This is a genomic window from Vannielia sp. SX4 (assembly GCF_052828525.1).
On the sequence record NZ_CM128247.1, the window covers coordinates 3,673,318 to 3,695,349 of the forward strand.

General features: G+C 66.7%; 21 protein-coding genes and 1 tRNA gene. 10 read left to right on the forward strand and 12 right to left on the reverse strand.

The features are described from left to right. Positions 1 to 23: 23 nt before the first annotated feature. From murA to ACUXVX_RS18085, 4 genes are read right to left on the reverse strand one after another with little or no spacing between them, the layout of a single operon-like run. Positions 24 to 1,298 carry a UDP-N-acetylglucosamine 1-carboxyvinyltransferase gene (murA, locus tag ACUXVX_RS18070; RefSeq protein ID WP_446309404.1) on the reverse strand — a complete coding sequence of 425 codons (1,275 nt, stop codon included), beginning with the start codon at positions 1,296 to 1,298 and terminating at the stop codon, positions 24 to 26. Next, complete coding sequence (locus tag ACUXVX_RS18075) at positions 1,291 to 1,449, reverse strand: hypothetical protein (RefSeq protein ID WP_222468261.1); 159 nt, start codon at positions 1,447 to 1,449, stop codon at positions 1,291 to 1,293. The genes murA and ACUXVX_RS18075 overlap by 8 nt, the downstream gene beginning before the upstream one ends. A gap of 48 nt (positions 1,450 to 1,497) precedes the next feature. Next, positions 1,498 to 2,469, reverse strand: coding sequence for an aKG-HExxH-type peptide beta-hydroxylase (locus ACUXVX_RS18080; RefSeq protein WP_446309405.1), 972 nt, complete (start codon positions 2,467 to 2,469; stop codon positions 1,498 to 1,500). A gap of 9 nt (positions 2,470 to 2,478) precedes the next feature. Continuing rightward, entirely contained in the window at positions 2,479 to 2,676 is a 198-nt protein-coding gene (locus ACUXVX_RS18085; protein ID WP_222468259.1) for a hypothetical protein, read from the reverse strand. Between the two features lie 73 nt (positions 2,677 to 2,749). Here ACUXVX_RS18085 and ACUXVX_RS18090 point away from each other — a divergent pair, with 73 nt between their 5' ends. The 3 genes from ACUXVX_RS18090 to ACUXVX_RS18100 all read left to right on the forward strand — a co-directional run bounded on the left by ACUXVX_RS18090 (position 2,750) and on the right by ACUXVX_RS18100 (position 4,689). Further along, complete coding sequence (locus tag ACUXVX_RS18090) at positions 2,750 to 3,721, forward strand: hypothetical protein (RefSeq protein WP_446309406.1); 972 nt, start codon at positions 2,750 to 2,752, stop codon at positions 3,719 to 3,721. An 88-nt stretch (positions 3,722 to 3,809) separates the two neighbouring features. Continuing rightward, positions 3,810 to 3,884 (forward strand) — tRNA-Thr (locus ACUXVX_RS18095). 313 nt (positions 3,885 to 4,197) lie between these two features. Next, on the forward strand, positions 4,198 to 4,689 hold the full coding sequence (locus ACUXVX_RS18100) for a fasciclin domain-containing protein (RefSeq protein ID WP_446309407.1): 492 nt from the start codon (positions 4,198 to 4,200) through the stop codon (positions 4,687 to 4,689). Between the two features lie 76 nt (positions 4,690 to 4,765). On the opposite strand, the gene fdhF is transcribed toward ACUXVX_RS18100, so the two are convergent. Beyond that, on the reverse strand, positions 4,766 to 7,558 hold the full coding sequence (gene fdhF, locus ACUXVX_RS18105; protein ID WP_446309408.1) for a formate dehydrogenase subunit alpha: 2,793 nt from the start codon (positions 7,556 to 7,558) through the stop codon (positions 4,766 to 4,768). Positions 7,559 to 7,823: 265 nt separating this feature from the next. Then, positions 7,824 to 9,500, reverse strand: a complete 1,677-nt coding sequence (locus ACUXVX_RS18110) for an NAD(P)H-dependent oxidoreductase subunit E (RefSeq protein ID WP_446309409.1) — start codon at positions 9,498 to 9,500, stop codon at positions 7,824 to 7,826. 522 nt (positions 9,501 to 10,022) lie between these two features. Here ACUXVX_RS18110 and carB point away from each other — a divergent pair. Next, positions 10,023 to 13,376 carry a carbamoyl-phosphate synthase large subunit gene (gene carB / locus ACUXVX_RS18115; RefSeq protein ID WP_446309410.1) on the forward strand — a complete coding sequence of 1,118 codons (3,354 nt, stop codon included), beginning with the start codon at positions 10,023 to 10,025 and terminating at the stop codon, positions 13,374 to 13,376. Between the two features lie 176 nt (positions 13,377 to 13,552). On the opposite strand, the gene ACUXVX_RS18120 is transcribed toward carB, so the two are convergent. Then, positions 13,553 to 13,951 carry a BrnA antitoxin family protein gene (locus ACUXVX_RS18120; RefSeq protein ID WP_446309411.1) on the reverse strand — a complete coding sequence of 133 codons (399 nt, stop codon included), beginning with the start codon at positions 13,949 to 13,951 and terminating at the stop codon, positions 13,553 to 13,555. Positions 13,952 to 14,086: 135 nt separating this feature from the next. On the opposite strand from ACUXVX_RS18120, the gene ACUXVX_RS18125 reads away from it, so the two are divergent. Beyond that, positions 14,087 to 14,665 (forward strand): thymidine kinase, encoded by a 579-nt coding sequence (locus ACUXVX_RS18125; RefSeq protein ID WP_446309412.1) that lies wholly within the window; start codon positions 14,087 to 14,089, stop codon positions 14,663 to 14,665. A gap of 9 nt (positions 14,666 to 14,674) precedes the next feature. On the opposite strand, the gene ACUXVX_RS18130 is transcribed toward ACUXVX_RS18125, so the two are convergent. The 4 genes from ACUXVX_RS18130 to ACUXVX_RS18145 all read right to left on the reverse strand — a co-directional run bounded on the left by ACUXVX_RS18130 (position 14,675) and on the right by ACUXVX_RS18145 (position 16,984). Next, positions 14,675 to 15,013 carry a tRNA-binding protein gene (locus ACUXVX_RS18130; RefSeq protein ID WP_446309413.1) on the reverse strand — a complete coding sequence of 113 codons (339 nt, stop codon included), beginning with the start codon at positions 15,011 to 15,013 and terminating at the stop codon, positions 14,675 to 14,677. Further along, entirely contained in the window at positions 15,010 to 15,810 is an 801-nt protein-coding gene (gene proC / locus ACUXVX_RS18135) for a pyrroline-5-carboxylate reductase (RefSeq protein ID WP_446309414.1), read from the reverse strand. Before proC ends, ACUXVX_RS18130 begins: the two co-directional genes overlap by 4 nt. Positions 15,811 to 15,944: 134 nt before the next feature. Further along, a complete protein-coding gene (locus ACUXVX_RS18140; protein ID WP_222468249.1) occupies positions 15,945 to 16,448 on the reverse strand; it encodes a YbjN domain-containing protein in 504 nt (167 codons plus the stop codon). Between the two features lie 284 nt (positions 16,449 to 16,732). Beyond that, positions 16,733 to 16,984, reverse strand: coding sequence for an accessory factor UbiK family protein (locus tag ACUXVX_RS18145; RefSeq protein ID WP_222468248.1), 252 nt, complete (start codon positions 16,982 to 16,984; stop codon positions 16,733 to 16,735). Positions 16,985 to 17,097: 113 nt separating this feature from the next. Between ACUXVX_RS18145 and lgt the strand changes: the two genes are divergently transcribed. From lgt to ACUXVX_RS18170, 5 genes are all read left to right on the forward strand, one after another. After that, on the forward strand, positions 17,098 to 18,027 hold the full coding sequence (lgt, locus tag ACUXVX_RS18150; protein ID WP_446309415.1) for a prolipoprotein diacylglyceryl transferase: 930 nt from the start codon (positions 17,098 to 17,100) through the stop codon (positions 18,025 to 18,027). Continuing rightward, the gene (locus tag ACUXVX_RS18155) at positions 18,024 to 19,082 is read left to right on the forward strand and encodes a class I SAM-dependent methyltransferase (RefSeq protein WP_446309416.1); all 1,059 of its coding nucleotides are present in this window, start codon (positions 18,024 to 18,026) and stop codon (positions 19,080 to 19,082) included. Before lgt ends, ACUXVX_RS18155 begins: the two co-directional genes overlap by 4 nt. A gap of 4 nt (positions 19,083 to 19,086) precedes the next feature. Further along, entirely contained in the window at positions 19,087 to 19,845 is a 759-nt protein-coding gene (gene pgeF / locus ACUXVX_RS18160) for a peptidoglycan editing factor PgeF (RefSeq protein ID WP_446309417.1), read from the forward strand. Positions 19,846 to 20,141: 296 nt separating this feature from the next. After that, positions 20,142 to 20,285: a hypothetical protein gene (locus ACUXVX_RS18165; RefSeq protein WP_222468244.1), complete on the forward strand. Its 144-nt coding sequence runs from the start codon at positions 20,142 to 20,144 to the stop codon at positions 20,283 to 20,285. Positions 20,286 to 20,721: 436 nt separating this feature from the next. Beyond that, on the forward strand, positions 20,722 to 21,426 hold the full coding sequence (locus ACUXVX_RS18170; protein WP_446309418.1) for a Hint domain-containing protein: 705 nt from the start codon (positions 20,722 to 20,724) through the stop codon (positions 21,424 to 21,426). Positions 21,427 to 21,510: 84 nt separating this feature from the next. On the opposite strand, the gene ACUXVX_RS18175 is transcribed toward ACUXVX_RS18170, so the two are convergent. Then, positions 21,511 to 22,011 carry an Lrp/AsnC family transcriptional regulator gene (locus ACUXVX_RS18175; protein WP_222468242.1) on the reverse strand — a complete coding sequence of 167 codons (501 nt, stop codon included), beginning with the start codon at positions 22,009 to 22,011 and terminating at the stop codon, positions 21,511 to 21,513. Between the last annotated feature and the right edge of the window lie 21 nt (positions 22,012 to 22,032).

The window sequence follows — 22,032 nt, forward strand, 5'->3', positions numbered from 1 at the left end:
CTCTCTCCCGGCGGGCCTGCGGCCTAGCCCTCTTCGTGGACCCGTTCGATATGGGCGCCGACGCCGGAGAGCTTGCGCACCACATGCTCGTAGCCGCGATCGAGGTGGTAAACCCGGCTGACCACGGTTTCGCCCTCTGCCGCCAGACCGGCGAGGATGAGCGAGACGGAGGCGCGCAGGTCGGTCGCCATGACCGGGGCGCCCTTGAGCTTGTCGACCCCGGTGACGGTGGCGTGGCCGCCGTGCACGTCGATTTTGGCACCCATGCGCATCAGCTCGGGGGCGTGCATGAAGCGGTTCTCGAATATCTTCTCTTCGAGCACCGAGGTGCCCTCGGCGGTGCACATCAGGGCCATCATCTGGGCCTGCAGGTCAGTCGGGAAGCCGGGGAAGGGCTCGGTGACGACATCGACGGCGCGGACGCGGCCGTTCTTGCGCTTCACCTTCAGGCCGCGGTTGGTTTGAGTGACCTCGATGTCGGCCTGTTCGAGCTTGTCGGCAAAGGCGCCGACCAGCTCGCGGGAACCGCCCAGAAGCTCGACCTCGCCGCCCGCGATGGCGGGGGCGAGCATGTAGGTGCCAAGCTCGATCCGGTCGGTGACGACAGGGTGGGTCGCGCCGTTCAGCCGATCGACCCCCTGAATGGTGATGGTGCCGGTCTCGGCCCCCTCGACCTGCGCGCCCATCTTGTTGAGGCAGTTCGCCAGATCGACGATTTCAGGCTCGCGGGCCGCGCCCTTGAGCACGGTCGTGCCCTTGGCCAGCACGGCGGCGAGCAGGGCGTTTTCGGTGGCGCCAACGGAGACCAGCGGAAACTCGAACTCGGCGCCCTTCAGCCGCCCGCCGGGGGCCTTGGCATGCACGTAGCCGTCTTTCAGCTCCAGCTCCGCGCCCATCACTTCCAGCGCCTTCAGGTGCAGATCGACCGGGCGGGCGCCGATGGCGCAGCCGCCGGGCAGCGAGACGACAGCGTGACCGTCACGCGCCAGCATCGGCCCGAGCACGAGGATCGAGGCGCGCATCTTGCGGACGATGTCGTAATCGGCGGTGTGGTTGTTGATGTCATGCGAGGACATCGCCAGCACCTGACCATCTTGCAGCGAGGTGACCTCGGCCCCCAGCGATTGCAACAGCTGGGTCATGGTGCGGATGTCGGAGAGGCGCGGCGCGTTGGTTAGCGTCAGTGGCTCCTCGGAGAGCAGCGTGGCCGGCATGAGGGTCAGGCAGGCGTTCTTGGCCCCCGAGATCGGAATTTCACCCGAAAGGGCGCCATTGCCCCGCACCACGATTCTATCCATTGTCGCCCTCTTTACCGCTCGATACTGCCGTTTCGCTTGTTGTCTTGCCGGCGCGCGCTTTTGCCTGTGCCTTGCGCCGTGCCATGTTGGCCTTGAGCGCCTGCTTCAGCCGCTCCTCGCGCGGCGCTGCCGGTTTGTCGCTTTTGCTCATGGAAATGCAATAGGGGATGGGGCGCGCGGCGTCCATCCCCGCGAAGGCTCAGGCGGCGATCCAGTCGCGGGCGCGGGCCAGCACGGCGGCGCCGGTGGGCGAGAGGTCGCCGTGGGCGTCGATCACCGAGAGGCCGGAGGCAAAGTTGGCGCGGTCGCTTGCGGCGGCCTCGAGCGCGGCCTCGGTCTCTTCAGGGGAAAGCAGGCCAGAGGCGACGAGCCCTTCCATTGCCCAGGCCATGCGGGCGGAGACGAAGGTGGCGTGGTAGATGCCATCCATCGGGCGCGGGTCAGGCCGCAGCGGCGAAGTGAAGCGCGCATCGCCCGGGTTCAGGGTAAGCGGCTCGTCGATGGTGAGGCCGAAGAGCAGGGAGTGGGCGCATTCGTGCGCCAGCACCTCGGCCATTGCCAGCCGATTGGCGTGAAAGCTGGGGTTGAGCAGGAGCAAGCCCCAGAACTGGTAGTGCGATGCACCGTCGAACTGCATCTGCGCGCCGGGCGGGGCGGTGGCGCAGATGACGTGGTGGGTGATGGTGGTAATTTCGGCGTGGAGCGCCGGCAGCCCCTCTCGCAGCAGCTCAAGACCTTCGGCGAGGCGGGTGGCGAAGGCCTCGGCGGTTGCGGCCGGGACCGGGGAGAAGTTGCTGGCCTCCTCGCCCATGAGCGCATCCATCAGCCCATCGAGCGCCCCGGCGCCGCCTCGGGGCGAGACGGTGAAGGGCGCGCGCCCGGCGGTGACATCGGCCAGCAGGGCCTCGGCCTCGGCCTCCAGTCCGGCCTCATCGCCCGACAGCAGGGCAGAAGCGATCAGGTAGTAGCGGGCAAAAGCCTCAGGCCCGACCCGGCTGTTCGCAAGGCGGCGGGAAGCCTCGAAGAGCGGCGCAGCGGCACGATGGCCTGCATCATCACAAGCCTGCGCGATGTGAGCGAGACTGGTGGCCAGCTCGCGATGCATCCGCTCATCGACATACCCCGCCCGAGCGGACTCGGGCGGGAAAGCAAGCAATGACTCAGGAGTCATCTTTAGAGGTCAGGCAATGGACCCTGCGGGCGGCTGAACGCCCCCACCTTTGGTGCCCATCTTCAGGCTCATCGGGCCGGTGACCTTGCCACCCATCTTCAGGCCGTCAATTGCGTTGCCACCCTTGCCGCCCATTTTCAGGCCGTCTGATCCCTCTGCCTGAAGGCGGAAGCCAAGCAGCTTTGTCTCATCAAGTTTGATCGTCATCGAAACGTCCTTTCCCAATCTGGATGGCCGAATTAACCTTTAGGTCAACTCGACTGTCAAGAAGCTCTATCGAATGCCCAGCCTGCCCCGCCTCGTCATCTATGCCACCGCGCGGCGGCTCAACACTTTCAGGGAAGTGCGCAGGAAGGCGCGGGCGGCGGGATTTGCGGTCAAGCTCATGGGGTACGAGACGGCGGCGCGGCAGCGCAGGTTGCCCGCAGGGAGCGCGATCTTTACCGATTTCGAGCGGATGTCGCCGCCATGGCTGGAGGTGGCCGCCACTCTGCGCGCCCGCACGTTGGAGGCCGGGGGGCCGGTGCTGAATGATCCGGCGCGGTTTTTGCCCCGAGCGGCTCTGCTACGGGCGCTGCAGGCGGAAGGGATCAACCGGTTTGGCTGCTGGCTGCCGGCACAGGGGGAGCGGCCCGAGCGGTTTCCGTGCTTTCTGCGGACCGGCTGGGCGCATCGCGGGGTGCTAGGCGACCTGCTGCAGAATGCGCAGGAGGCCGAAGCGGCGCTGGAGGCTGCCTTGAAGGCCGGGCACACCTTGAGCGATCTGATGTTCATCGAATACGCCGGGCTGGCGCGGGAAGGCGGGGTATTTCGAAAGCGCGCGGCCTATGCGGTGGCGGGTGAAGTGGTGCCTGCCCTCACCGTGAGCCAGCGCCACTGGGTGGCCAAGACAGGCGAAGTGGGTGCGGCCAGCGCGGCGCAATACGCCGCTGATGAGGCCGAAATGCACGCCTATCCCCATGTGCAGACGGTGCGCCGGGTCATGGCACTGGCGGGACAGCAGTTTGGCCGGGTGGACTTTGGCCTGACCGAAGGCGGCGTGGCGGTGTTTGAACTCAACACCAACCCCTACATCCGCTTCGGCAGCGGCCACCCGGACGCGGAACGCGTGAAGACGCAGAGGGGCGTCGAGGCGCGACTGATGCAAAGCCTGCGCGATCTGGCCGAGCAGGGCCGGGGCGCTCCGGCGCCGAACCTCGCCGGGGCCTTCGGATGGCGCGGCCTGATGAAATTGTCGCCGAAAATGCCGTGAGAGGGGCTTGCATGTGCGCGCAAGAGATGTAAAACGCCCCTCACGCTGCGCCGGGCCTCAAAGAAGGCACGGAACGCAGGTTGAGAATGCTGTGGTAGCTCAGTGGTAGAGCACACCCTTGGTAAGGGTGAGGTCGAGAGTTCAATCCTCTCTCACAGCACCATCTCCCCCTAGACACGCCAGAATCATCTGCTGCCGCATTGCGTGGACGCGTGCGTGTTTGCGCCTCCCCCAAATCAGCGAGTGGTCCGGCGGTAGAGCTCGGCTTAGGGTTGAGCTTGTCGGAACTCCCTCCCGCACCGCGGCCTTGCCGACAGCGCCCGTCTTCCCCTGAGACGGGCGCATTCGGTTTTGGGGCACGCGCGCCGGACGGGGTTGATCTCTTCGCAAAAGTGAACCGAGCCGCGGCCTCACCCGTATTGGGTTCAACTCCGCACATAGGGCGGGGCGGATATCTGATCAGGGAGGACTGACCCATGAACATCTTCACACTCACCAAGGCAGCCACCGTTGCGCTGGCGCTGGCCGTTTCGGGCTGTACCGCGCCGAGCACCAACAGCGGTCCGGATATCGTGGAGGTCGCGCAATCGGCCGGGAGCTTCGAGACGCTGGTGGCGGCGGTTTCGGCGGCGGGGCTGGTGGAGACGCTGCAAGGCCCGGGGCCTTACACCGTGTTCGCGCCCACCGATGAGGCCTTTGCCGCGCTGCCGCCGGGCACCGTGGAGGACCTACTGAAGCCCGAGAACCGCGACACGCTGACCGCGATCCTGACCTATCATGTTGTGCCGGGCCGGGCCGAAGCGGCCGATCTGGCCGGGCGCCGTGTGAGCGTGCTGACGGCCAATGGCGGGAAGCTGCGGATCAACGGCACCCACGGTGTGCGGGTGAATGATGCCCGCGTGGTGACTGCCGATGTGGCGGCCTCCAACGGCGTGATCCACGTGATCGACAAGGTGCTGCTGCCCTGAACCTACCCAGTAAAGCCCGGGGTGGCCACGGGAAGGGTGGGGGCCGAGGCCCCTGCCCTTTTCTTTTGGCGCGGACCTACTCCGCCGCGCGGATGCGGGCGGCGGCGAACTTGAACTCGGGGATTTTGCCGAAGGGGTCGAGCTGCGGGTTGGTCAGGAAGTTGGCCGGCGCGTCGCGGAAGCAGAAGGGGATGAAGAGCATGCCCTGCGTTACGTCGCGGTCGGCCCTGAGCGTGAGGGTGATGTCGCCGCGGCGAGTCTCTACCGTGACCTGCTGGCCGCGGGTGAAGCCCATGCGGCCGATGTCGCGCGGGTGCATCGAGACCACAGGCTCCGGCTCCTGTGCGTTGAGCGCGTGGCTGGTGCGGGTCATCGCGCCGGTGTGCCAGTGTTCCAGCATCCGGCCGGTGGTGAGCACCAGTGGGAACTCGTCATCCGGCAGCTCGTCGGGCGGCACCAGATCGGTGGGCACGATGCGGGCGCGGCCGTCAGCGGTTGGGAAGCCCTCGGTGAAGATGACCTCCTGCCCCGGCTCGTCCTCGGCCGCCGCCGGGTAGGTGACGGAGCCTTCGCGCTCGATCCGCTCCCAGCTGATATGGTCGAGCGAGGGCATGAGGGCGGCCATTTCGGCATAGACCTCGGGGACGTCGGCGTAATTCCAGCCGCAGCCGATGCCGTTGGCGACATCGCGGATCAGTTCCCAATCCTGCCGGGCCTCGCCGGGCGGGTCGAGCACCGGGCGGCCAAGCTGCACCTGACGGTTGGAGTTGGTGTAGGTGCCCAGCTTCTCGGCCTGCGAGGAGGCGGGGAGGATGACATCGGCGTGCCATGCGGTTTCGGTAAAGAAGATATCCTGCACGATGAGATGTTCGAGGCTGGCGAGGGCGGCGCGGGCGTGGTGCTGGTCGGGGTCGGACATGGCGGGGTTTTCGCCCTGCACATACATGCCCTTGATCTCGCCATCGTGGATGGCGTGCATGATCTCGACCACGGTGAGGCCACGGGTATGGTCCAGCGGGCGACCCCAAGCGTCTTCGTATTTCTCGATCAGGTCGCTGGATTCCACCGATTTGTAATCGGGGTAGAACATGGGGATCAGGCCTGCGTCGGAGGCGCCCTGCACGTTGTTTTGCCCGCGCAGGGGGTGCAGGCCGGTGCCGGGGCGGCCGACGTGGCCGGTGATCAGCGAGAGCGCGATGAGGCAGCGGGAATTGTCGGTGCCGTGGACGTGCTGGCTGATGCCCATGCCCCAGAAGATGATGCCGCGCTCGGCCTTGCCGAAAGCGCGGGCGATGGCCTTGATCTCATCGGCGGGGACGCCGCAGATCGGGGCCATCTCTTCGGGCGTGAAGCCTTTGACCTTCTCCTTCAGAGCCTCGAAGCCGGAGGTGTTGGCCTGAATGTACTGCTCGTCGGTCAGGCCTTCGTCGATGATGGTGTGGATCATCGCGTTCAGCAGGGCCACGTCGCGGCCCGGCTCGAAGACGACCGAGTGGGTGGCATGGCGCATCAGGCCCTGTTTGCGCGGGTCCATCACGATGAGGGTCGCGCCGTTTTTGGCGGCCTGTTTGAAGTAGGTCGCGGCGACCGGGTGGTTCTGCTCGGGGCGGGCGCCGATGATGATGATGCAGTCGCTCTTCTCGGCATCGGTGAAGGGGGCGGAGACGGCGCCGGAGCCGACGCCCTCCATCAGCGCGGCGACGGAGGAGGCGTGGCAGAGGCGGGTGCAATGGTCGACGTTGTTGGTGCCGAAGCCTTGGCGCACGAGCTTCTGGAAGAGGTAGGCCTCTTCGTTGGTGCCCTTGGCGGAGCCGAAGCCTGCGAGGGCATGGCCGCCGTCGCGGTCGATGATGGTTTTGAGGCCGCCGGAGGCGCGCTCCAGCGCCTCTTCCCATGTGGCCTCGCGGAAGACCTCGTGGATCTGGCCTGTGGAAAGCTTGGCGTGGGCGTCCTTGGGGGCGTCGTCGCGGCGGATCAGGGGCTTTGTGAGGCGCTCGGGGGAGAGCACGTAATCATAGCCGAAGCGGCCCTTGATGCAGAGCTTGCCACGGTTGGCCGGGCCTTTGCGGCCTTCGACCTGGATGATCTTGCCGTCCTTGACGGAAAGCTCGGTCTGGCAGCCGACGCCGCAGAAGGGGCAGACGCTTTCGACCTTCTTCTCGGCGTATTCGGTGCGCTTGGTGGCCTCGTCGTTCAGCAGGGTCTTTTCCATCAGCGCGCCGGTGGGGCAGGCCTGTACGCATTCACCGCAGGCGACGCAGGAAGAGAGGCCCATCGGGTCGGCCTGGTCGAAGACGGGCAGGTTGTGGGTGCCGCGGGAGGCCATGCCGATGACGTCGTTCACCTGCACGTCGCGGCAGGCCCGCTCGCAGAGGGTGCAGGAGATGCAGGCGTCGAGGTTGACGGCGATGGAGGGGTGGGAGGCGTCGCGGAAGATGGAGTCGACCGGGATCTCGCCGCGGGCGCCGGGTCGGGTGGAGGGGAAGTGGGTTTCGGTCAGGCCAGCGAGGTCAGCCTGGTGCCAGAAACGTGCCTCCGGGTCGGGGGAGCGTTCACGCGCGGGCATGTCGGAGGCCAGCAGGTCGAAGACGAGGCGGCGGTTGGTTTTCACCCGGTCGGTGGCGGTGGATACCTTGAGACCCTCGGAGACGCGGCGTTTGCAGGAGGCGGCAAGAGTGCGCTCGCCCTCGATCTCGACCATGCAGGCGCGGCAGTTGCCATCAGCACGATACTCGGGGTCGTCCTTGTAGCAGAGGTGCGGGATGGCGGTGCCCTCCCGTTTGGCGACCTGCCATATGGTCTCGTGGGGGGAGGCGGTGACTTCCTTGCCGTCGAGCAGGAAGGTGACGGAGGTGGGGAGGTCTTTCATTGCGGGGTCTCCGAGGCATGATCGGAATGGCGGGACAAGTCCCGCCCTACGGGGGAGGTCTCTGAGGCGAGGGCGCGTGGGGTGCCGGCCCGGTGCGCGCCGTAAGGCGCCGGGCAGCGCCGGCCCGCCCCCCGGGTCGGCGCTTCGGTGAGGTTGGGCGATACCACTGCGGGAAGGTGACCACGGCGCAATAAAGTGCCACGCACCACCCTTAGTGCGCCAACCCGCAGGCCGGCGCTGCCCGGCGCAGCAACGTCATCGCCCCTCATGCCAGCTCCTCCGGGAAGTAGCGGATCAGGTGGCGGATCGGGTTGCCCGCCGCCTGGCCGAGGCCGCAGATCGAGCTGTCGGTCATTACGGTGATGAGGTCGTTCAGCAGGTCTTCGGAGGGTTCATGGCCCGCGAGGATCGCCGCCGCCTTTGCCGTGCCGGAGCGACAAGGGGTGCATTGGCCGCAGCTCTCGTGCTCGAAGAAATGGGTGAGGTTCAGCACCGCCTCGCGCACCGAATCCTCTTGGGAGAGGATCATCACCGCGTGGGAGCCCATGAAGCCGCCGTCTTTCTCGAATTCGCCGAAGTCGAGCGGGCGGTGGGACTCGGAGGCGGGGAACACGCCACCGGAGGCGCCGCCGGGGAGGAAGGCCTTGAGGGTGTGGCCCTCCGCCATGCCGCCGCAGTGTTCGTCGATCAGCTCCTGCAGGGGGATGCCGGCGGGGGCGAGTTTGACACCCGGCTCGGCCACGCGGCCGGAGACGGAATAGCTGCGCAGGCCCTTGTTGTCGGCCGTCTGGCCCTGCGAGGCGAACCACGCGGCGCCGTTGGCAAGGATATCGGGCACCCAACTGAGGGTTTCGACGTTGTGGTTCAGGGTGGGCCGCCCGAAGAGACCGACCTCTGCGATATAGGGAGGGCGGTGGCGCGGCAGCCCGCGCTTGCCCTCGATGCTCTCGATCATCGCGCTCTCCTCGCCGCAGATGTAGGCCCCTGCCCCGCGGCGGATCTCGATCGGCACATGGGCGAGGCCCGCGTACTCCAGCGCCTCGACCTCGGCGCGCAGGATCTCCAGCACCGCCGGATACTCGTCGCGCATGTAGATGTAGATGTGCTCGCAACCGACAACGTGGGCGGCGATCAGCGCGCCCTCCAACATGCGGTGCGGCTTGCGCTCGAGCCACCAGCGATCCTTGAAGGTGCCGGGCTCGCCCTCGTCGCCATTCACGGTCATCAACCGGGGCGCCTCGTAGCCGCGCACGAAGCCCCATTTCTTGCCCGCCGGAAAGCCCGCGCCGCCGAGGCCGCGCAGGCCTGCGTCCGACATGGTCTCGATGGCGGCGTCGGGGGTGATGTCACCGGCGCGAATCTTCTCGTAGATGCCGTAGCCGCCGCCCGCGCGGTAGGCCTCCAGCCCCTCGTAATCGGGGATCACGGGCGCGAGTGGGCCGGTGGCGGCCTCGGTGAGGCTCTGCGCGGTGGCATGGTCGACCGCGCGCTTGCCGACCTGGCCCGCGGGCGCCCGGTCACAGGCGCCGATGCAGGGCACGGGCTGGATGCGCACGCGCTCGGGGTCGGTGGAGGCCTTCAGGGTCTCGATCAGCTTGGCGCTGCCCGCGAGGCTGCAGGTGAGCGACTCGCAGACGCGGATGGTCACCGGCGCGGGCGCGGCCTCGCCCTCCTTCACCACGTCGAAGTGGTGATAGAAGGTGGCAACCTCGTACACCTCGGCCTGCGCGAGGCGGAAAAGCTCGGCCAGCGCGGCGAGATGGGCGGCGGAGAGATGGCCCTTGGCGTCCTGAATCAGGTGAAGCGCCTCGATCAACAGATCGCGGCGGCGGGGCAGCTCGCCCAGCAGCCGGGTGACCTCGTCCAGCGCCGCCTCATCGACCTGCCGGCCCTTGGGCTGGCTGGCATCCCGGCGGGTAAACTCTTTGCTCGCCTTGTTCATTCTGGCTGGCTCTCCTCCTGCTGCCCCGACCTTATGGCATGCCCCCCAATGAGGCAAAACGCCCGGCACGACCATGGAAGCGGCGGAAACGTCATGCCGGGGACGCGATCGGAAACCTGCGCCGCGGGCCGGAAACCCTTGCGCGGGGGGAAGGTGGGGTCAATGCAGCCGATGGTATGGGGGCGACCCTTGGAGTGGGGGCGCTGCCCCCACACCCCCGGAGATATTTGGAGCAAGAAAATGGACATGGCGGAGCATTTGGGCCGCAGTCGGCCGGGCGGGACGGCGGTGGCGGGCATTTGAATCAAATTTTAGGCTGTTGGACCGCGCCCCGGTTGGTGGCCTTGCCGGCCCTGCTGCATTTTCTTGCTGCAAATACTCAATCCGCCAGTGCAGCCGGGCGTTCGGGCCGGAAAAGGAGCGGCATCGGGAGCAATCTGCGCCTTCTGGCCTTGACCCCCTTGCCCTCGCCCGCCCCATCCCTATAACGCACGACAATTTGCGCCGACCCGGGGAACGACCATGCCTAAGAGAACCGATATCAACTCCATCATGATCATCGGCGCAGGGCCCATTGTGATCGGGCAGGCCTGCGAGTTCGACTACTCCGGCGCACAGGCCTGCAAGGCGCTGCGCGAAGAGGGCTACCGGGTGATCCTCGTCAACTCCAACCCGGCCACCATCATGACCGACCCGGAGCTGGCCGACGCCACCTATATCGAGCCGATCACCCCCGAGGTCGTGGCCCGGATCATCGAGAAGGAGCGCCCCGACGCGCTGCTGCCCACGATGGGCGGCCAGACCGGCCTCAACACCTCGCTGAAGCTCGAAGAGATGGGCGTGCTCGACAAGTTCGGCGTGGAGATGATCGGCGCCAAGCGCGAAGCCATCGAGATGGCCGAGGACCGCAAGCTCTTCCGCGAGGCGATGGACCGGATCGGGCTGGAGAACCCCAAGGCGACCATCATCACCGCGCCCAAGAAGGGCAATGGCGATGCCGATCTGGACGCGGGCGTGCAGATGGCGCTCGACGAGCTGGAAGAGATCGGCCTGCCCGCCATCATTCGCCCCGCCTTCACCCTTGGCGGCACCGGCGGCGGCGTGGCCTACAACCGCGAGGATTACATCCATTATTGCCGCACCGGCATGGATGCCTCGCCGGTGAACCAGATCCTCGTGGACGAGTCGCTGCTGGGCTGGAAAGAATTCGAGATGGAGGTGGTGCGCGACAAGGCGGACAACGCGATCATCATCTGCTCGATCGAGAACGTCGACCCGATGGGCGTGCACACCGGCGACTCGATCACCGTGGCCCCTGCCCTGACGCTGACCGACAAGGAATACCAGATCATGCGCAACGGCAGCATCGCCGTGCTGCGCGAGATCGGAGTGGAGACCGGCGGCTCCAACGTGCAGTGGGCGGTGAACCCTGCCGATGGCCGCATGGTGGTGATCGAGATGAACCCGCGGGTGAGCCGCTCTTCGGCGCTGGCCTCCAAGGCGACCGGCTTCCCGATTGCCAAGATCGCCGCCAAGCTGGCCGTGGGCTACACGCTGGACGAGCTGGACAATGACATCACCAAGGTGACGCCCGCCAGCTTTGAGCCGACCATCGATTACGTGGTCACCAAGATCCCGCGCTTTGCCTTCGAGAAGTTCCCCGGCGCCAAGCCCGAGCTGACCACGGCAATGAAGTCGGTCGGCGAGGCGATGAGCATTGGCCGGACGATCCACGAATCGATGCAGAAGGCGCTGGCCTCTATGGAGACCGGCCTGACCGGCTTTGACGAGATCGACATTCCCGGTGCGCCGGAGAAGGCCGCCGTGACCAAGGCGCTCTCTGAGAAAACCCCGGACCGGCTGCGGGTGATCGCCCAGGCGATGCGCCACGGGCTTTCGGACGATGACATTCAGGCCGCTACGGCGTTTGACCCGTGGTTCCTCGCCCGCATCCGCGAGATCGTGGAGACCGAGGCCGAGCTGCGCAAGAACGGGCTTCCGATTGAGGAAGAGGGGCTGCGGCACGTCAAGATGATGGGCTTCACCGATGCGCGCCTCGCCAAGCTGACGGGCCGCGACGAGGCCAACATCCGCCGGGCGCGGCTGAACCTTGGCGTGGTGGCCAGCTTCAAGCGGATCGACACCTGCGCCGCCGAGTTCGAGGCGCAGACGCCCTACATGTATTCCACCTACGAGCACCCGGCGATGGGCGAGGTGGAATGCGAGGCGCGGCCTTCGACTGCGAAGAAAGTGGTGATCCTCGGCGGCGGGCCTAACCGGATCGGCCAGGGCATCGAGTTCGATTATTGCTGCTGCCACGCCTGTTTTGCGCTCACCGGGCAGGGCTATGAGACGATCATGGTCAACTGCAACCCGGAGACGGTTTCGACCGATTATGACACCTCGGATCGACTCTACTTCGAGCCGCTGACCTTTGAGCATGTGATGGAGATCCTGCGGGTGGAGCAGGAGGCGGGCACGCTGCATGGGGTGATCGTGCAGTTCGGCGGGCAGACACCGCTGAAGCTGGCAAATGCGCTGGAGGCCGAGGGCATCCCGATCCTCGGGACCACGCCGGATGCGATCGACCTTGCCGAGGACCGCGAGCGCTTTCAGGACCTCGTCAACCGGCTGGGGCTGAAGCAGCCGAAGAATGGCATTGCCCATTCGGATGCCGAGGCGCTGAGCATTGCCGCCGACATCGGCTTTCCGCTGGTGATCCGCCCCTCTTACGTGCTGGGCGGCCGGGCGATGGAGATCGTGCGCGATATGGCCGGGCTGGAGCGGTACATCCGCGAGGCGGTGGTGGTGTCGGGCGACAGCCCGGTGCTGCTCGACAGCTACCTTTCGGGCGCAACCGAGGTGGACGTGGACGCACTCTGCGACGGCGAGAACGTGCATGTGGCGGGCATCATGCAGCACATCGAGGAAGCCGGCGTCCACTCCGGCGATTCGGCCTGTTCGCTGCCGCCGCATACGCTGCCGAAAGAAACGGTGGATGCGCTCATCGAGCAGACCAAGGCGCTGGCCGTGGCGCTGCATGTGGTCGGGCTGATGAACGTGCAGTTCGCGGTAAAGGCCAACGAGAAGGGCGAGAACGAGATTTACCTCATCGAGGTGAACCCGCGGGCCTCGCGCACCGTGCCTTTCGTCGCCAAGGCGACCGACAGCGCCATCGCCTCCATCGCCGCGCGGCTGATGGCGGGCGAGAAGCTCTCCGACTTCCCGGTGGCCGCGCCGCATGTGCCGGTGGACGAGAACACACCGATCCCGATGGGCGACCCGCTGGCGCTGGCCGACTTCCGCACGCCGTGGTTCTCGGTGAAAGAGGCGGTGATGCCCTTTGGCCGTTTCCCCGGTGTCGACACGCTGCTGGGGCCGGAGATGCGCTCCACCGGTGAGGTGATGGGCTGGGACCGCAGCTTTGCGCGGGCCTTCCTGAAGGCGCAGCTAGGGGCGGGGACGATCCTGCCGAAGCCGGGCGCGGGCAAGGTGTTCTTGTCGATCAAGGAAGACGACAAGGGTGCGCAGCTGGTGGAGACCGCGCAGGTGCTCACCGGCCTTGGCTTTCCGCTGATCGCCACGCGCGGCACCGCCAGCTACCTTGCGGAGCACGGGATCGAGGCGGAAGTGGTGAACAAGGCCTACGAGGGCCGGCCGCATGTGGTGGACGCCATGAAGAACGGCGACATCTGCCTGGTGATGAACTCGACCGAGGGCGCGCAGTCGGTGGAGGACTCGCGGAGCATGCGGGCGGTCTGCCTGTCGGATCGCATCCCCTATTTCACCACGCTGGCGGCCAGCCATGCGGCGGCGCTGGCGATGAAGTCGCGGGACGAAGGCGAACTGGTGGTGCGGTCGCTTCAGCAGGCGTGACGCGACTCACGTGAGCGCCTGCGGCGGGCGTTGCTGGCGCAAGAAGATGAACAGCTGCGGCTGCATTTTCTTGCTCCAAATATTCCCGCCGGAGGCTCAAAAGTCATACCGCGGCGCTGCACCCCGCGCCGCGGTATAGCGGGCACGTTGCCCGTGCCGCAGCCGAAGGGTCGGCGCTAGACCCCCTCCTCGCTATCCCCATATTCCGCGCGGCGGCGGCGTTTGGAGGCGAGGTCTTCGGGGCGCAGGATGTAGTCGTTCACATCGGGGCCTTCGATCACCTTGGCGAGGCGCATGTGCATGAAGGCGCGGAGCACGCGGTTGATGCGGGGCTGGTAGCCGGGGCCGAGGGCGCGGAAGAATTTGAGCACATCGGCGTCGAGCGACATCGTCACCCGGGTGCGTTTCACGTCGCGCCGGTCGTCGTCACGCCAGATGTCGTGCCAATCGGGCGGGCAGCCCTTGAGATCCCACAGGCGGTCGTGGATGTCGTGCTCGATCATCCGCAGGGCGTCGACGCCATACATGAAGTGCTGGCGCTCGATCTTGGTCATCTTCTCGGGGTCGACGGGCATGGGGCGCGTTCCTCGGCTTGGCTGCCGGACTCTGCGCCGGAAGGGTTAACCGGACGCGGACGGGGCGTGCGGCGGTTGTGCCGGGGCGGGGCTTGTGCTCTTAGAACCGCAGATCGCTGAGGGGATGGGTGGCAGATGGCCAAGCTCTATTTTCACTACTCCACGATGAACGCGGGCAAGAGCACCATTCTGCTGCAGGCCTCGCATAACTACCGCGAGCGCGGGATGGAGACCTACCTGCTGAACGTGGCCTTCGACGACCGCGCCGGTGAGGGCACCATCGGCAGTCGGATCGGGCTGGAGGCGGCGGCGGATACCTTCACCGATGTCGATGACCTCTTTGACAAGATCGACGCGCGGATGAAGCGCGGCCCCTGCGCCTGCGTGTTCATCGACGAGGCGCAGTTTCTGACCAAGGCACAGGTCTGGCAGTTGGCGAAGGTGGTGGATGACCTTGGCGTGCCGGTGATGTGCTACGGCCTGCGGGTGGATTTCATGGGGGAGCTGTTCCCCGGCTCGGCCGCGCTGCTGGCGCTCGCTGACGAGATGCGCGAGGTGCGCACCATTTGCCATTGCGGCAAGAAGGCCACGATGGTGGTGCGGATGGGCGAGGATGGCGAGGTGCTGCGCGAGGGGGCGCAGGTGCAGATCGGCGGCAACGAGACCTATCTCAGCCTGTGCCGTCGTCACTGGCGCGAGGCGATGGGGCGGTAGGCGCGCGCCTTAGAACATCCGCCCGCCGATGGGCACCGCTTGGCCCGGACCGAGCAGAACGACTTCGCCATTTTCATCCGGCACGCCCAGCACAAGCGCCTCGGACATGAACGGCCCGATCTGCCGGGGCGGGAAGTTGACCACGCCCATCACCTGCCGCCCGACCAACTCTTCGAGCTTGTAGTGCACGGTGATCTGGGCGGATGATTTCTTGACGCCGATCTCATCGCCGTAGTCGACCCAGAGCTTGTAGGCGGGCTTGCGGGCCTCGGGGAAGGGCTCGACCTTGGTGATGGTGCCGACGCGGATATCGACCTTCATGAAGTCGTCGAAAGTGATCTCGCTCATGAGCGCAGTTCCTTTGCTCGGTTGGTGGCGGCCTCGACCGTGCGGCGCATCAGGTCGGGCAGCTCGGGCATGAGCACCTCCAGCCCGGCCTGGGTGGTGCCGTTGGGGGAGGTGACGTTTTTGCGGAGTTGGGCGGCGGAGGTTTCGGCATCGCTATGGGCCAGCTCCCCTGCCCCGCAGACGGTGGCGCGGGCGAGTTGCATGGCCAGATCGGGGGCGAGGCCCTGCGCTTCGCCTGCGGCGGCCAGTGCCTCGATCATGTGAAACACATAGGCCGGGCCGGAGCCAGAGACGCCGGTGACCGCATCGATCTGGTCTTCGTTCTCAAGCCGCACGACCTCGCCCACAGCGGAGAGCAGGTCGCAGGCCATGTCGAGCTGTTCGGGCGTGACCGCGCTGTTGCCGATGACGGCAGAGATGCCCCGGCCCACGGCGGCGGGAGTGTTGGGCATGGCGCGGACCACCGGCACCGCGCCCAGCGCCTCCTCGAAGGCGGCGATGGGGGTGCCTGCGGCGATGGAGACGAAGGTGGTGGCGGCGCCGAGAGCGCGCAGGGCGGGCAGCGCATCGCCCATCATCTGCGGTTTCACGGCGATGATGGCGACGGCGGGGCTTTCGGGGAGGTCCGTATTGATGCGCACGCCGGTCTGGGCCTTGAGCCAGTCAGAGGGGTGCGGGTCGAGCACGGTGACGGCCTCGGGCTTCAGCCCGCCTGCCAGCCAGCCTGCCAGCATGGCGCCGCCCATCTTGCCGCAGCCCAAAAGCACAAGCCCGCGTGTGTTGAGTTCATCCATCATGGTTCCGGCCTCGCTGAAATCTTGGGCGAGACTACTGCGGCGCGGCGGGGGTGCAACCCGATAACCGGAGGGCCAAACGGCAGCGGGCGCCCCGTGGCGGGACGCCCGCTGAATTCCGTGTGCTGCGCGGCGCGTCAGGCGCGGCCGTAGGCCTCGGCGATTGCGACCTGCATGGCGTCTTTGGCGGTGCGGTCGCCCCAGACGACCAGTTGCATCGCCGGGTAGAAGCGCTCGGCGGCGGACACCGCGGCGCCGATCAGCTTGTCGATCTGTTCGGGGTGGGCCATCTGGCCGCCGCCCATCACCAGCCCGTAGCGGTAGACCATGAGCTTTTGCTCGGCCCAGTAGGTGAAGGCCCCGGCCCAGCACATATCGTTGACCGAGTTCAGAACCTCGTAGAGAGCGCCGTGCTTGTCTTCCGGCGGCTCCATCTCGAAGGTGCAGATCAGGCGCAGGGTCTCGTCGTAGCCGGACCATGCGAGGGTGATCGAGTAGGTGCGCCACTGGCCTTCGACCGCCATTGCGATCTGGTCATCCGCGATACGGTCGAAATCCCACGCGTGGTGCTCCGCCAAGTTCTCGACGATGTCGATCGGGTGAAGATCCTCGGATTCCAAGTAAGATTCGGAAAGTGACATGCCCGGCCCCTTTGTTGCTCGTTCCGCTGGCTCTGCGGCCGCCAGAACTTGTTGCCTGCTCTAGGAACGGTGGGTTTTCCATCCGCCCTTACTAGATATCGTGCGCGTAGAGGGGTGCGTGTGTAAAGCCAAATCTTGCCGCACACCGCAATAAGTTGTGGAGAAAGAATAGGCACCCACGAAATCCGGCTTGGCGGGTTTTGGCGGGGCGGGCGCGGGCAGAGGGGCAGAGACGAAAACGGCGCCCGAGGGGACGCCGCTTGCTGGGTTGGTGGAAGGCGCGCCTATTTTTTGGCGGCGGCGGCCTCCAGCGCGTCGAGCCGGGCCTTGAGCGCCTCGTTCTCCTCGCGGGCCTTCTGGGCCATCGCGCGGACCGCATCGAACTCTTCGCGGGTCACGAAATCACGGTCGACAAGCCATCGGTCCATCCAGCCGCGCAGTGCCGTCTCGGCCTCGTCCTTTGCGCCCTGGGCCACGCCCATGGCGTTGGTCATCAGCTGGGAGAGATCGTCGAAAAGCTTGTTGCGGGTCTGCATGGGGCCTCCGTTCGGGCTGGCTCGCAGGGGTGCTCACCTTGGCCGTTCATATGGGGCTTCGCGGGCAAATGTGCAAGGTTGACACCACCCCGCACTCGCGGCCAATTGCGCCCATGCAGGCACTCATCCCCTTCCCCGAGATCGACCCCGCGATCTTTACGCTGCCGCTCTTCGGCATGGAGTTTTCGCTGCGCTGGTATGCGCTGGCCTATATCGCGGGCATCATCGCCGGGTGGCGGATGGGCGTGGCGCTTTCAGGCAAGGCGCGGCTATGGCCGGGCAACGAGGTGCCGATGAGCCGCGAGAAGGCGGATGACATGCTCACGTGGATCGTGCTGGGCATCATCCTTGGGGGGCGGCTGGGCTACGTGCTGTTCTACAAGCCGGGGTATTACCTCGAGAACCCCGGCGATATCCTGCGGCTGTGGGATGGCGGCATGGCCTTTCATGGCGGGCTCTTGGGCGTGATCATCGGGGTGTGGATCTTTTGCGCCCGCAACGCGATCAACAAGATGAACATCGCCGATCTGCTCGCCGTCTGCGTGCCGCCAGGGTTGTTCTTTGGCCGGATCGCCAACTTCATCAACGCCGAGCTTTATGGCCGCCCGACCGATGTGGCCTGGGGCGTGAAGTTCCCCTCCATGTGCTTTGATCCGGTGGCGCAGGGCTGCGCGGTGGCGGGGCAGTGGTTTTACACCGGCGCCGAGGTGGCCCGGCATCCGAGCCAGCTCTACGAGGCGGGGCTGGAGGGGCTGCTGTTGGGGGTGATCGTGCTGGTGATGGCGCTGCGCGGCAGCTTCAAGGTGCCGGGGCTGACGGTGGGCGTGTTCTTCCTCGGTTACGGGGTGTCGCGCTTCATCGTGGAGTTCTACCGTTTGGCGGATGACCAGTTCATCACCGCGGACAACCCGGCGGGCTACGTGATGCGGCTGGGCGAGTGGGGGATCACCAAGGGCCAGCAGTTGAGCCTGCCGATGGTGGCGCTGGGGATCGCGCTGATCGCCTATGCGCTGATCCGCAGGCGCCGCGCCGCGGTGGCATGACCGCGCTTGAAGAGAAGCTGAAGGCGCGGATCGCGGCGGAAGGGCCGATGGGCATGGATGGCTGGATGGCCGCCTGCCTGACCGACCCCGAGCACGGCTATTACACCACGCGCGACCCGCTGGGCGCGGCGGGCGATTTCATTACCGCGCCGGAGATCAGCCAGATGTTCGGCGAGATGATCGGGCTGTGGCTGGCGCAGGTCTGGATGGATCAGGGCGGGCCAGCGCCCTTTGTGCTGGCCGAGCTGGGGCCGGGGCGCGGGACGTTGATAGCGGATATCCTGCGGGCGGCGGGCAAGGCGCCCGGCTTTGCGGAAGCGGCGCAGGTGGTGCTGGTGGAGACCTCGCCCGCGCTGAAGGCGGTGCAGGCCGAGGCGTTGGAGGGCTTTGCCCCGCGCTGGGTGGAGCGGGTGGAGCAGTTGCCGGAGGGGCCGCTTTACCTCGTGGCCAACGAGTTCTTCGATGCGCTGCCGGTGCGGCAGTTCATCCGGGTAGAGGACGGTTGGCACGAGCGCTGCGTGGGTCTGGAGGGCGAGGGCTTTGGCTTTGCCACGCGGCCGGTGCAGGCGCCAGAGCTGGACTACCGGCTGGAAGACACCGCGCCGGGCGACTTGGTGGAAACATGCACAGAGGCAGCCAAGGTGGTGGGCGAGATCGGGCAGCGGCTGGCGCAGCATCGCGCGGGGGTGGCGCTGATCGTGGACTATGGCGACGTGCTCTCGAAGGGCGACACGTTGCAGGCGCTGCGGGCCCACGCGCCGGTGGGCGTGTTGGAGACGCCGGGCGAAGCGGACCTGACGGCGCATGTGGATTTCGGCGCGCTGGCCGCCGCGCGCGGCCCGGCGGAGGCGGCACCGCTCACGCCGCAAGGGGTGTTTCTGGAGCGGCTCGGCATCACCGCGCGGGCGCAGGCGCTGGCGGGGCGGCTGACCGGCGCGGCGCTCAGCGAACATATCGCCGCCCATCGCCGCTTGACCCACCCCGAGGAAATGGGGAGGCTCTTCAAGTGTCTTGCCCTTCATCCCTCCAACACGGCAACGCCGCCCGGTTTCTGAACAGTTGACCCTAGAGATCATCACCTCCCCGGCCCTCGCCCCCGTGTCGCACGGGTTCTTCACCCGCAAGGGTGGGGCCTCCTCGGGCGTGTTCGAGGGGCTGAACTGCGGCGGCGGGTCGAGCGACCTGAGCGATGCGGTGGCGCTGAACCGGGTGCGTGTCGCAGGCGCGATGGACGTTGCCCCGGAGGCGCTGGTGACGGTGCATCAGATCCATTCGCCCGATGTGGTCACGGTGACGGGGCCGCTGGGCGATGCGAAGCCGAAGGCCGATGCGCTGGTGAGCGCCACAAAGGGCGTGGCGCTGGGCATCCTCACCGCCGATTGCCAGCCGGTGCTGTTTGCCGATGCGGAGGTGGGCGTGGTCGGCGCGGCCCATGCGGGCTGGCGCGGGGCGCTGGCGGGGGTGCTGGCGCGGACGGTGGAGGCGATGGAGGCGCTGGGCGCGAGGCGCGAGAACATCGCCGCCGTGATCGGACCCTCGATCAGCCAGCGGGCCTATGAGGTTGGCCCGGAGTTCTTTGAGGACTTCATGGCGGAAGACCCGGAGTTCGCCCGGTTCTTTGCCGGGGGCGAAGGCGACCGGATGCAGTTTGACCTGCCGGGCTTCGGGCTGCACATGCTGCGCGAGGCGGGTGTGGGCACGGCGGAATGGACCGGGCATTGCACCTATTCGGACCCCACGCGATTCTACTCCTTCCGGCGCACCACCCACCGGGGCGAGGCCGACTACGGGCGGCTGATTTCGGTGATCCGGCTGTAGAATTCGGCACCAATGCGGCAGGCCCTGCCGCCCCCCTGCCCCATTGCCGGCCCGAAACAATGCCGACCACCCTGCGCGATTGTTTCTACTGTATTTGATCGGCCTTGTTTTGAAGGGGTGTGGCGGCGCGGCATGGTTCTGCCGCAATCGATGCCAAGGCCTGCGCAAATTTTCTGAAAATTCTCCGCGATTGCCAAAACAGCGCCGCGTTCCGGGGCGAGATTGTGCATCAACGGGCAACGAAGCCCAGTGCCACAGAACACATGCCACAGAGCAGAAGAGCAGGAGCTGGAGATATGAAGACGCGCTGGATCAAGAAAGCCGCCAAGGCCACCGAGGCAGCCAAGGTCGAGATGCCTTGGGCACGGGGCGCCCGCCGCGAGGCGATGATTGCCCGCCGGGAAGCCCGGCTGGCCTCGTTGAACCTGCTGTCGGCCTGAGGCGGGCCGGCGCCGAAGGCGCATCCGTAGATCGAAATTCCCTCGCCGGGGCCTCTCCTCCCCGGCATCAAAGCGCAGCCCGCCGGTCCTCCCCCGGCGGGCTGTCTGATTCCGGGGCGCGGGAATCAGAATGTGGCACCCGGGGCCACGAGCGCGAAACAGTTTGCGCCGATTTGCCCGGATTGACGCCGGGGCGGCGGCGAATGGCACCGGAATTTTGACAGTCCGGGCGCTTGGCCGCCATTTTCTTCCTCAAGACAAATCCTTCTGCGCTCTTTGGTGGGGGCCCAGCAGATGTGATCGAACCGAAAGGTGGTATCGCATGGTGTATCCTCGCCATCCCGTCGCTGGCCTCGCGACGGAAACAATTCGCCCCGCAGAGGGGCAGACCTCCTGGACGTCTCGCTCGGACGTTCGCTCGAAACCTCGGCGGGTGATGCCTCTCACCCGCCGCTACGAGGTTTCATACCTCGCTTCAAACGGTGACATAGATGAGTTTCAGCGGGTGGCTCCGGCCACTCCGCTGTTCGAGGATGCGTTTTCGGCCCTTGGCCGGGGCGCCCTCATTTCCACGGTCGATGGCCTCACGGCCGTGGAAGACATTCTGCCCGGCACACTCGTGGAAACCTCGACCGGCCCCAAGCCGCTGCTCTGGATCGGCTCGATGATGGTGTTTCCCGACAGCGGCGAACTCTCCGCGCGGGCGCCGGGGCACGAGCCGCAGAAGATGCTGCGGATCGCCACCGATTCCTTCGGCCTCGGCCGCCCTGCCCCCGACCTGATGCTCGGCCCGCGCGCCCGGCTGCTCTACCGCAACGCAGCCTGCGTGCATGCGGTGGGCGCGGAGGAGGCCTTTGCCCCGGCCCGCGCCTTTGTGGACGGGGTCAGCGTGATCGAGATTTCGCCGGTCTCGCCGCAGAAGGTCTGGCAGCTCTGTTTCGAGGGGCAGCAGACGTTTTATGTGAACGGCGTGGAGGTGGAGAGCTTTCACCCCGGCCTGCAGGCGGATACGATCCACGACCGGGAGATGTCGGCGCTGTTCCTCGCGCTCTTTCCGCATATCGAGCGGTTCGAGGATTTCGGGTCGATGGATGTGCCGCGGCTCACTGCCTTCGAGTTGGACAACCTGCGCGCTGCCTGAAGCGGGGCACCAAGGCCACAGACATATGCAGCACGGCGGCCCCGCTCCCTCGGCGGGGCCGTTTGCCGTTTGCGGGTGGGCTGTTCAGGCTGTCTTGGCGAGGCGCGCTTCGAGCACGTCGAAGGGCACGCCGGGATCGTCCTTGGCGCAGCGGATCACCAGCGAGGTCTTGACCGAGGCCACGTTGGGCGCGGTCAGCAGCTGGCCGGTCAGGAAGCTCTGGAAGCTGGAAAGATCGGGCGCGACGCACTTCAGGATGAAGTCGATCTCGCCGTTCAGCATGTGGCACTCGCGCACGAGCGACCACTCGCGGCAGCGCTGCTCGAAGGCGGCCAGATCGCTCTCGGCCTGGCTGTTGAGGCCAACCATCGCAAAGACCTGCACCTCAAAGCCCAGCTCGCGACTGTCGACATCGGCGTGGTAGCCCTTGATGTACCCGGCTTCCTCGAGCGCCCGCACGCGGCGCAGGCAGGGCGGGGCCGAAATGCCGACCTTCTCGGCCAGCGCGACATTGGTCATCCGCCCGTCGGCCTGAAGCTCCGCGAGGATGTTCCGATCAATTTCGTCGAGCTTCGATGTGGCCATTTGCCCCCTCCGATTTGCCGT

Bases quoted from the DNA above. Each gene is read 5' to 3' on its own strand.
- murA (WP_446309404.1), bottom strand. From the start codon at position 1,298: ATGGATAGAATCGTGGTGCGGGGCAATGGCGCCCTTTCGGGTGAAATT.
- ACUXVX_RS18075 (WP_222468261.1), bottom strand. From the start codon at position 1,449: ATGAGCAAAAGCGACAAACCGGCAGCGCCGCGCGAGGAGCGGCTGAAG.
- ACUXVX_RS18080 (WP_446309405.1), bottom strand. From the start codon at position 2,469: ATGACTCCTGAGTCATTGCTTGCTTTCCCGCCCGAGTCCGCTCGGGCG.
- ACUXVX_RS18085 (WP_222468259.1), bottom strand. From the start codon at position 2,676: ATGACGATCAAACTTGATGAGACAAAGCTGCTTGGCTTCCGCCTTCAG.
- ACUXVX_RS18090 (WP_446309406.1), top strand. From the start codon at position 2,750: ATGCCCAGCCTGCCCCGCCTCGTCATCTATGCCACCGCGCGGCGGCTC.
- ACUXVX_RS18100 (WP_446309407.1), top strand. From the start codon at position 4,198: ATGAACATCTTCACACTCACCAAGGCAGCCACCGTTGCGCTGGCGCTG.
- fdhF (WP_446309408.1), bottom strand. From the start codon at position 7,558: ATGAAAGACCTCCCCACCTCCGTCACCTTCCTGCTCGACGGCAAGGAA.
- ACUXVX_RS18110 (WP_446309409.1), bottom strand. From the start codon at position 9,500: ATGAACAAGGCGAGCAAAGAGTTTACCCGCCGGGATGCCAGCCAGCCC.
- carB (WP_446309410.1), top strand. From the start codon at position 10,023: ATGCCTAAGAGAACCGATATCAACTCCATCATGATCATCGGCGCAGGG.
- ACUXVX_RS18120 (WP_446309411.1), bottom strand. From the start codon at position 13,951: ATGCCCGTCGACCCCGAGAAGATGACCAAGATCGAGCGCCAGCACTTC.
- ACUXVX_RS18125 (WP_446309412.1), top strand. From the start codon at position 14,087: ATGGCCAAGCTCTATTTTCACTACTCCACGATGAACGCGGGCAAGAGC.
- ACUXVX_RS18130 (WP_446309413.1), bottom strand. From the start codon at position 15,013: ATGAGCGAGATCACTTTCGACGACTTCATGAAGGTCGATATCCGCGTC.
- proC (WP_446309414.1), bottom strand. From the start codon at position 15,810: ATGATGGATGAACTCAACACACGCGGGCTTGTGCTTTTGGGCTGCGGC.
- ACUXVX_RS18140 (WP_222468249.1), bottom strand. From the start codon at position 16,448: ATGTCACTTTCCGAATCTTACTTGGAATCCGAGGATCTTCACCCGATC.
- ACUXVX_RS18145 (WP_222468248.1), bottom strand. From the start codon at position 16,984: ATGCAGACCCGCAACAAGCTTTTCGACGATCTCTCCCAGCTGATGACC.
- lgt (WP_446309415.1), top strand. From the start codon at position 17,098: ATGCAGGCACTCATCCCCTTCCCCGAGATCGACCCCGCGATCTTTACG.
- ACUXVX_RS18155 (WP_446309416.1), top strand. From the start codon at position 18,024: ATGACCGCGCTTGAAGAGAAGCTGAAGGCGCGGATCGCGGCGGAAGGG.
- ACUXVX_RS18165 (WP_222468244.1), top strand. From the start codon at position 20,142: ATGAAGACGCGCTGGATCAAGAAAGCCGCCAAGGCCACCGAGGCAGCC.
- ACUXVX_RS18170 (WP_446309418.1), top strand. From the start codon at position 20,722: ATGCCTCTCACCCGCCGCTACGAGGTTTCATACCTCGCTTCAAACGGT.
- ACUXVX_RS18175 (WP_222468242.1), bottom strand. From the start codon at position 22,011: ATGGCCACATCGAAGCTCGACGAAATTGATCGGAACATCCTCGCGGAG.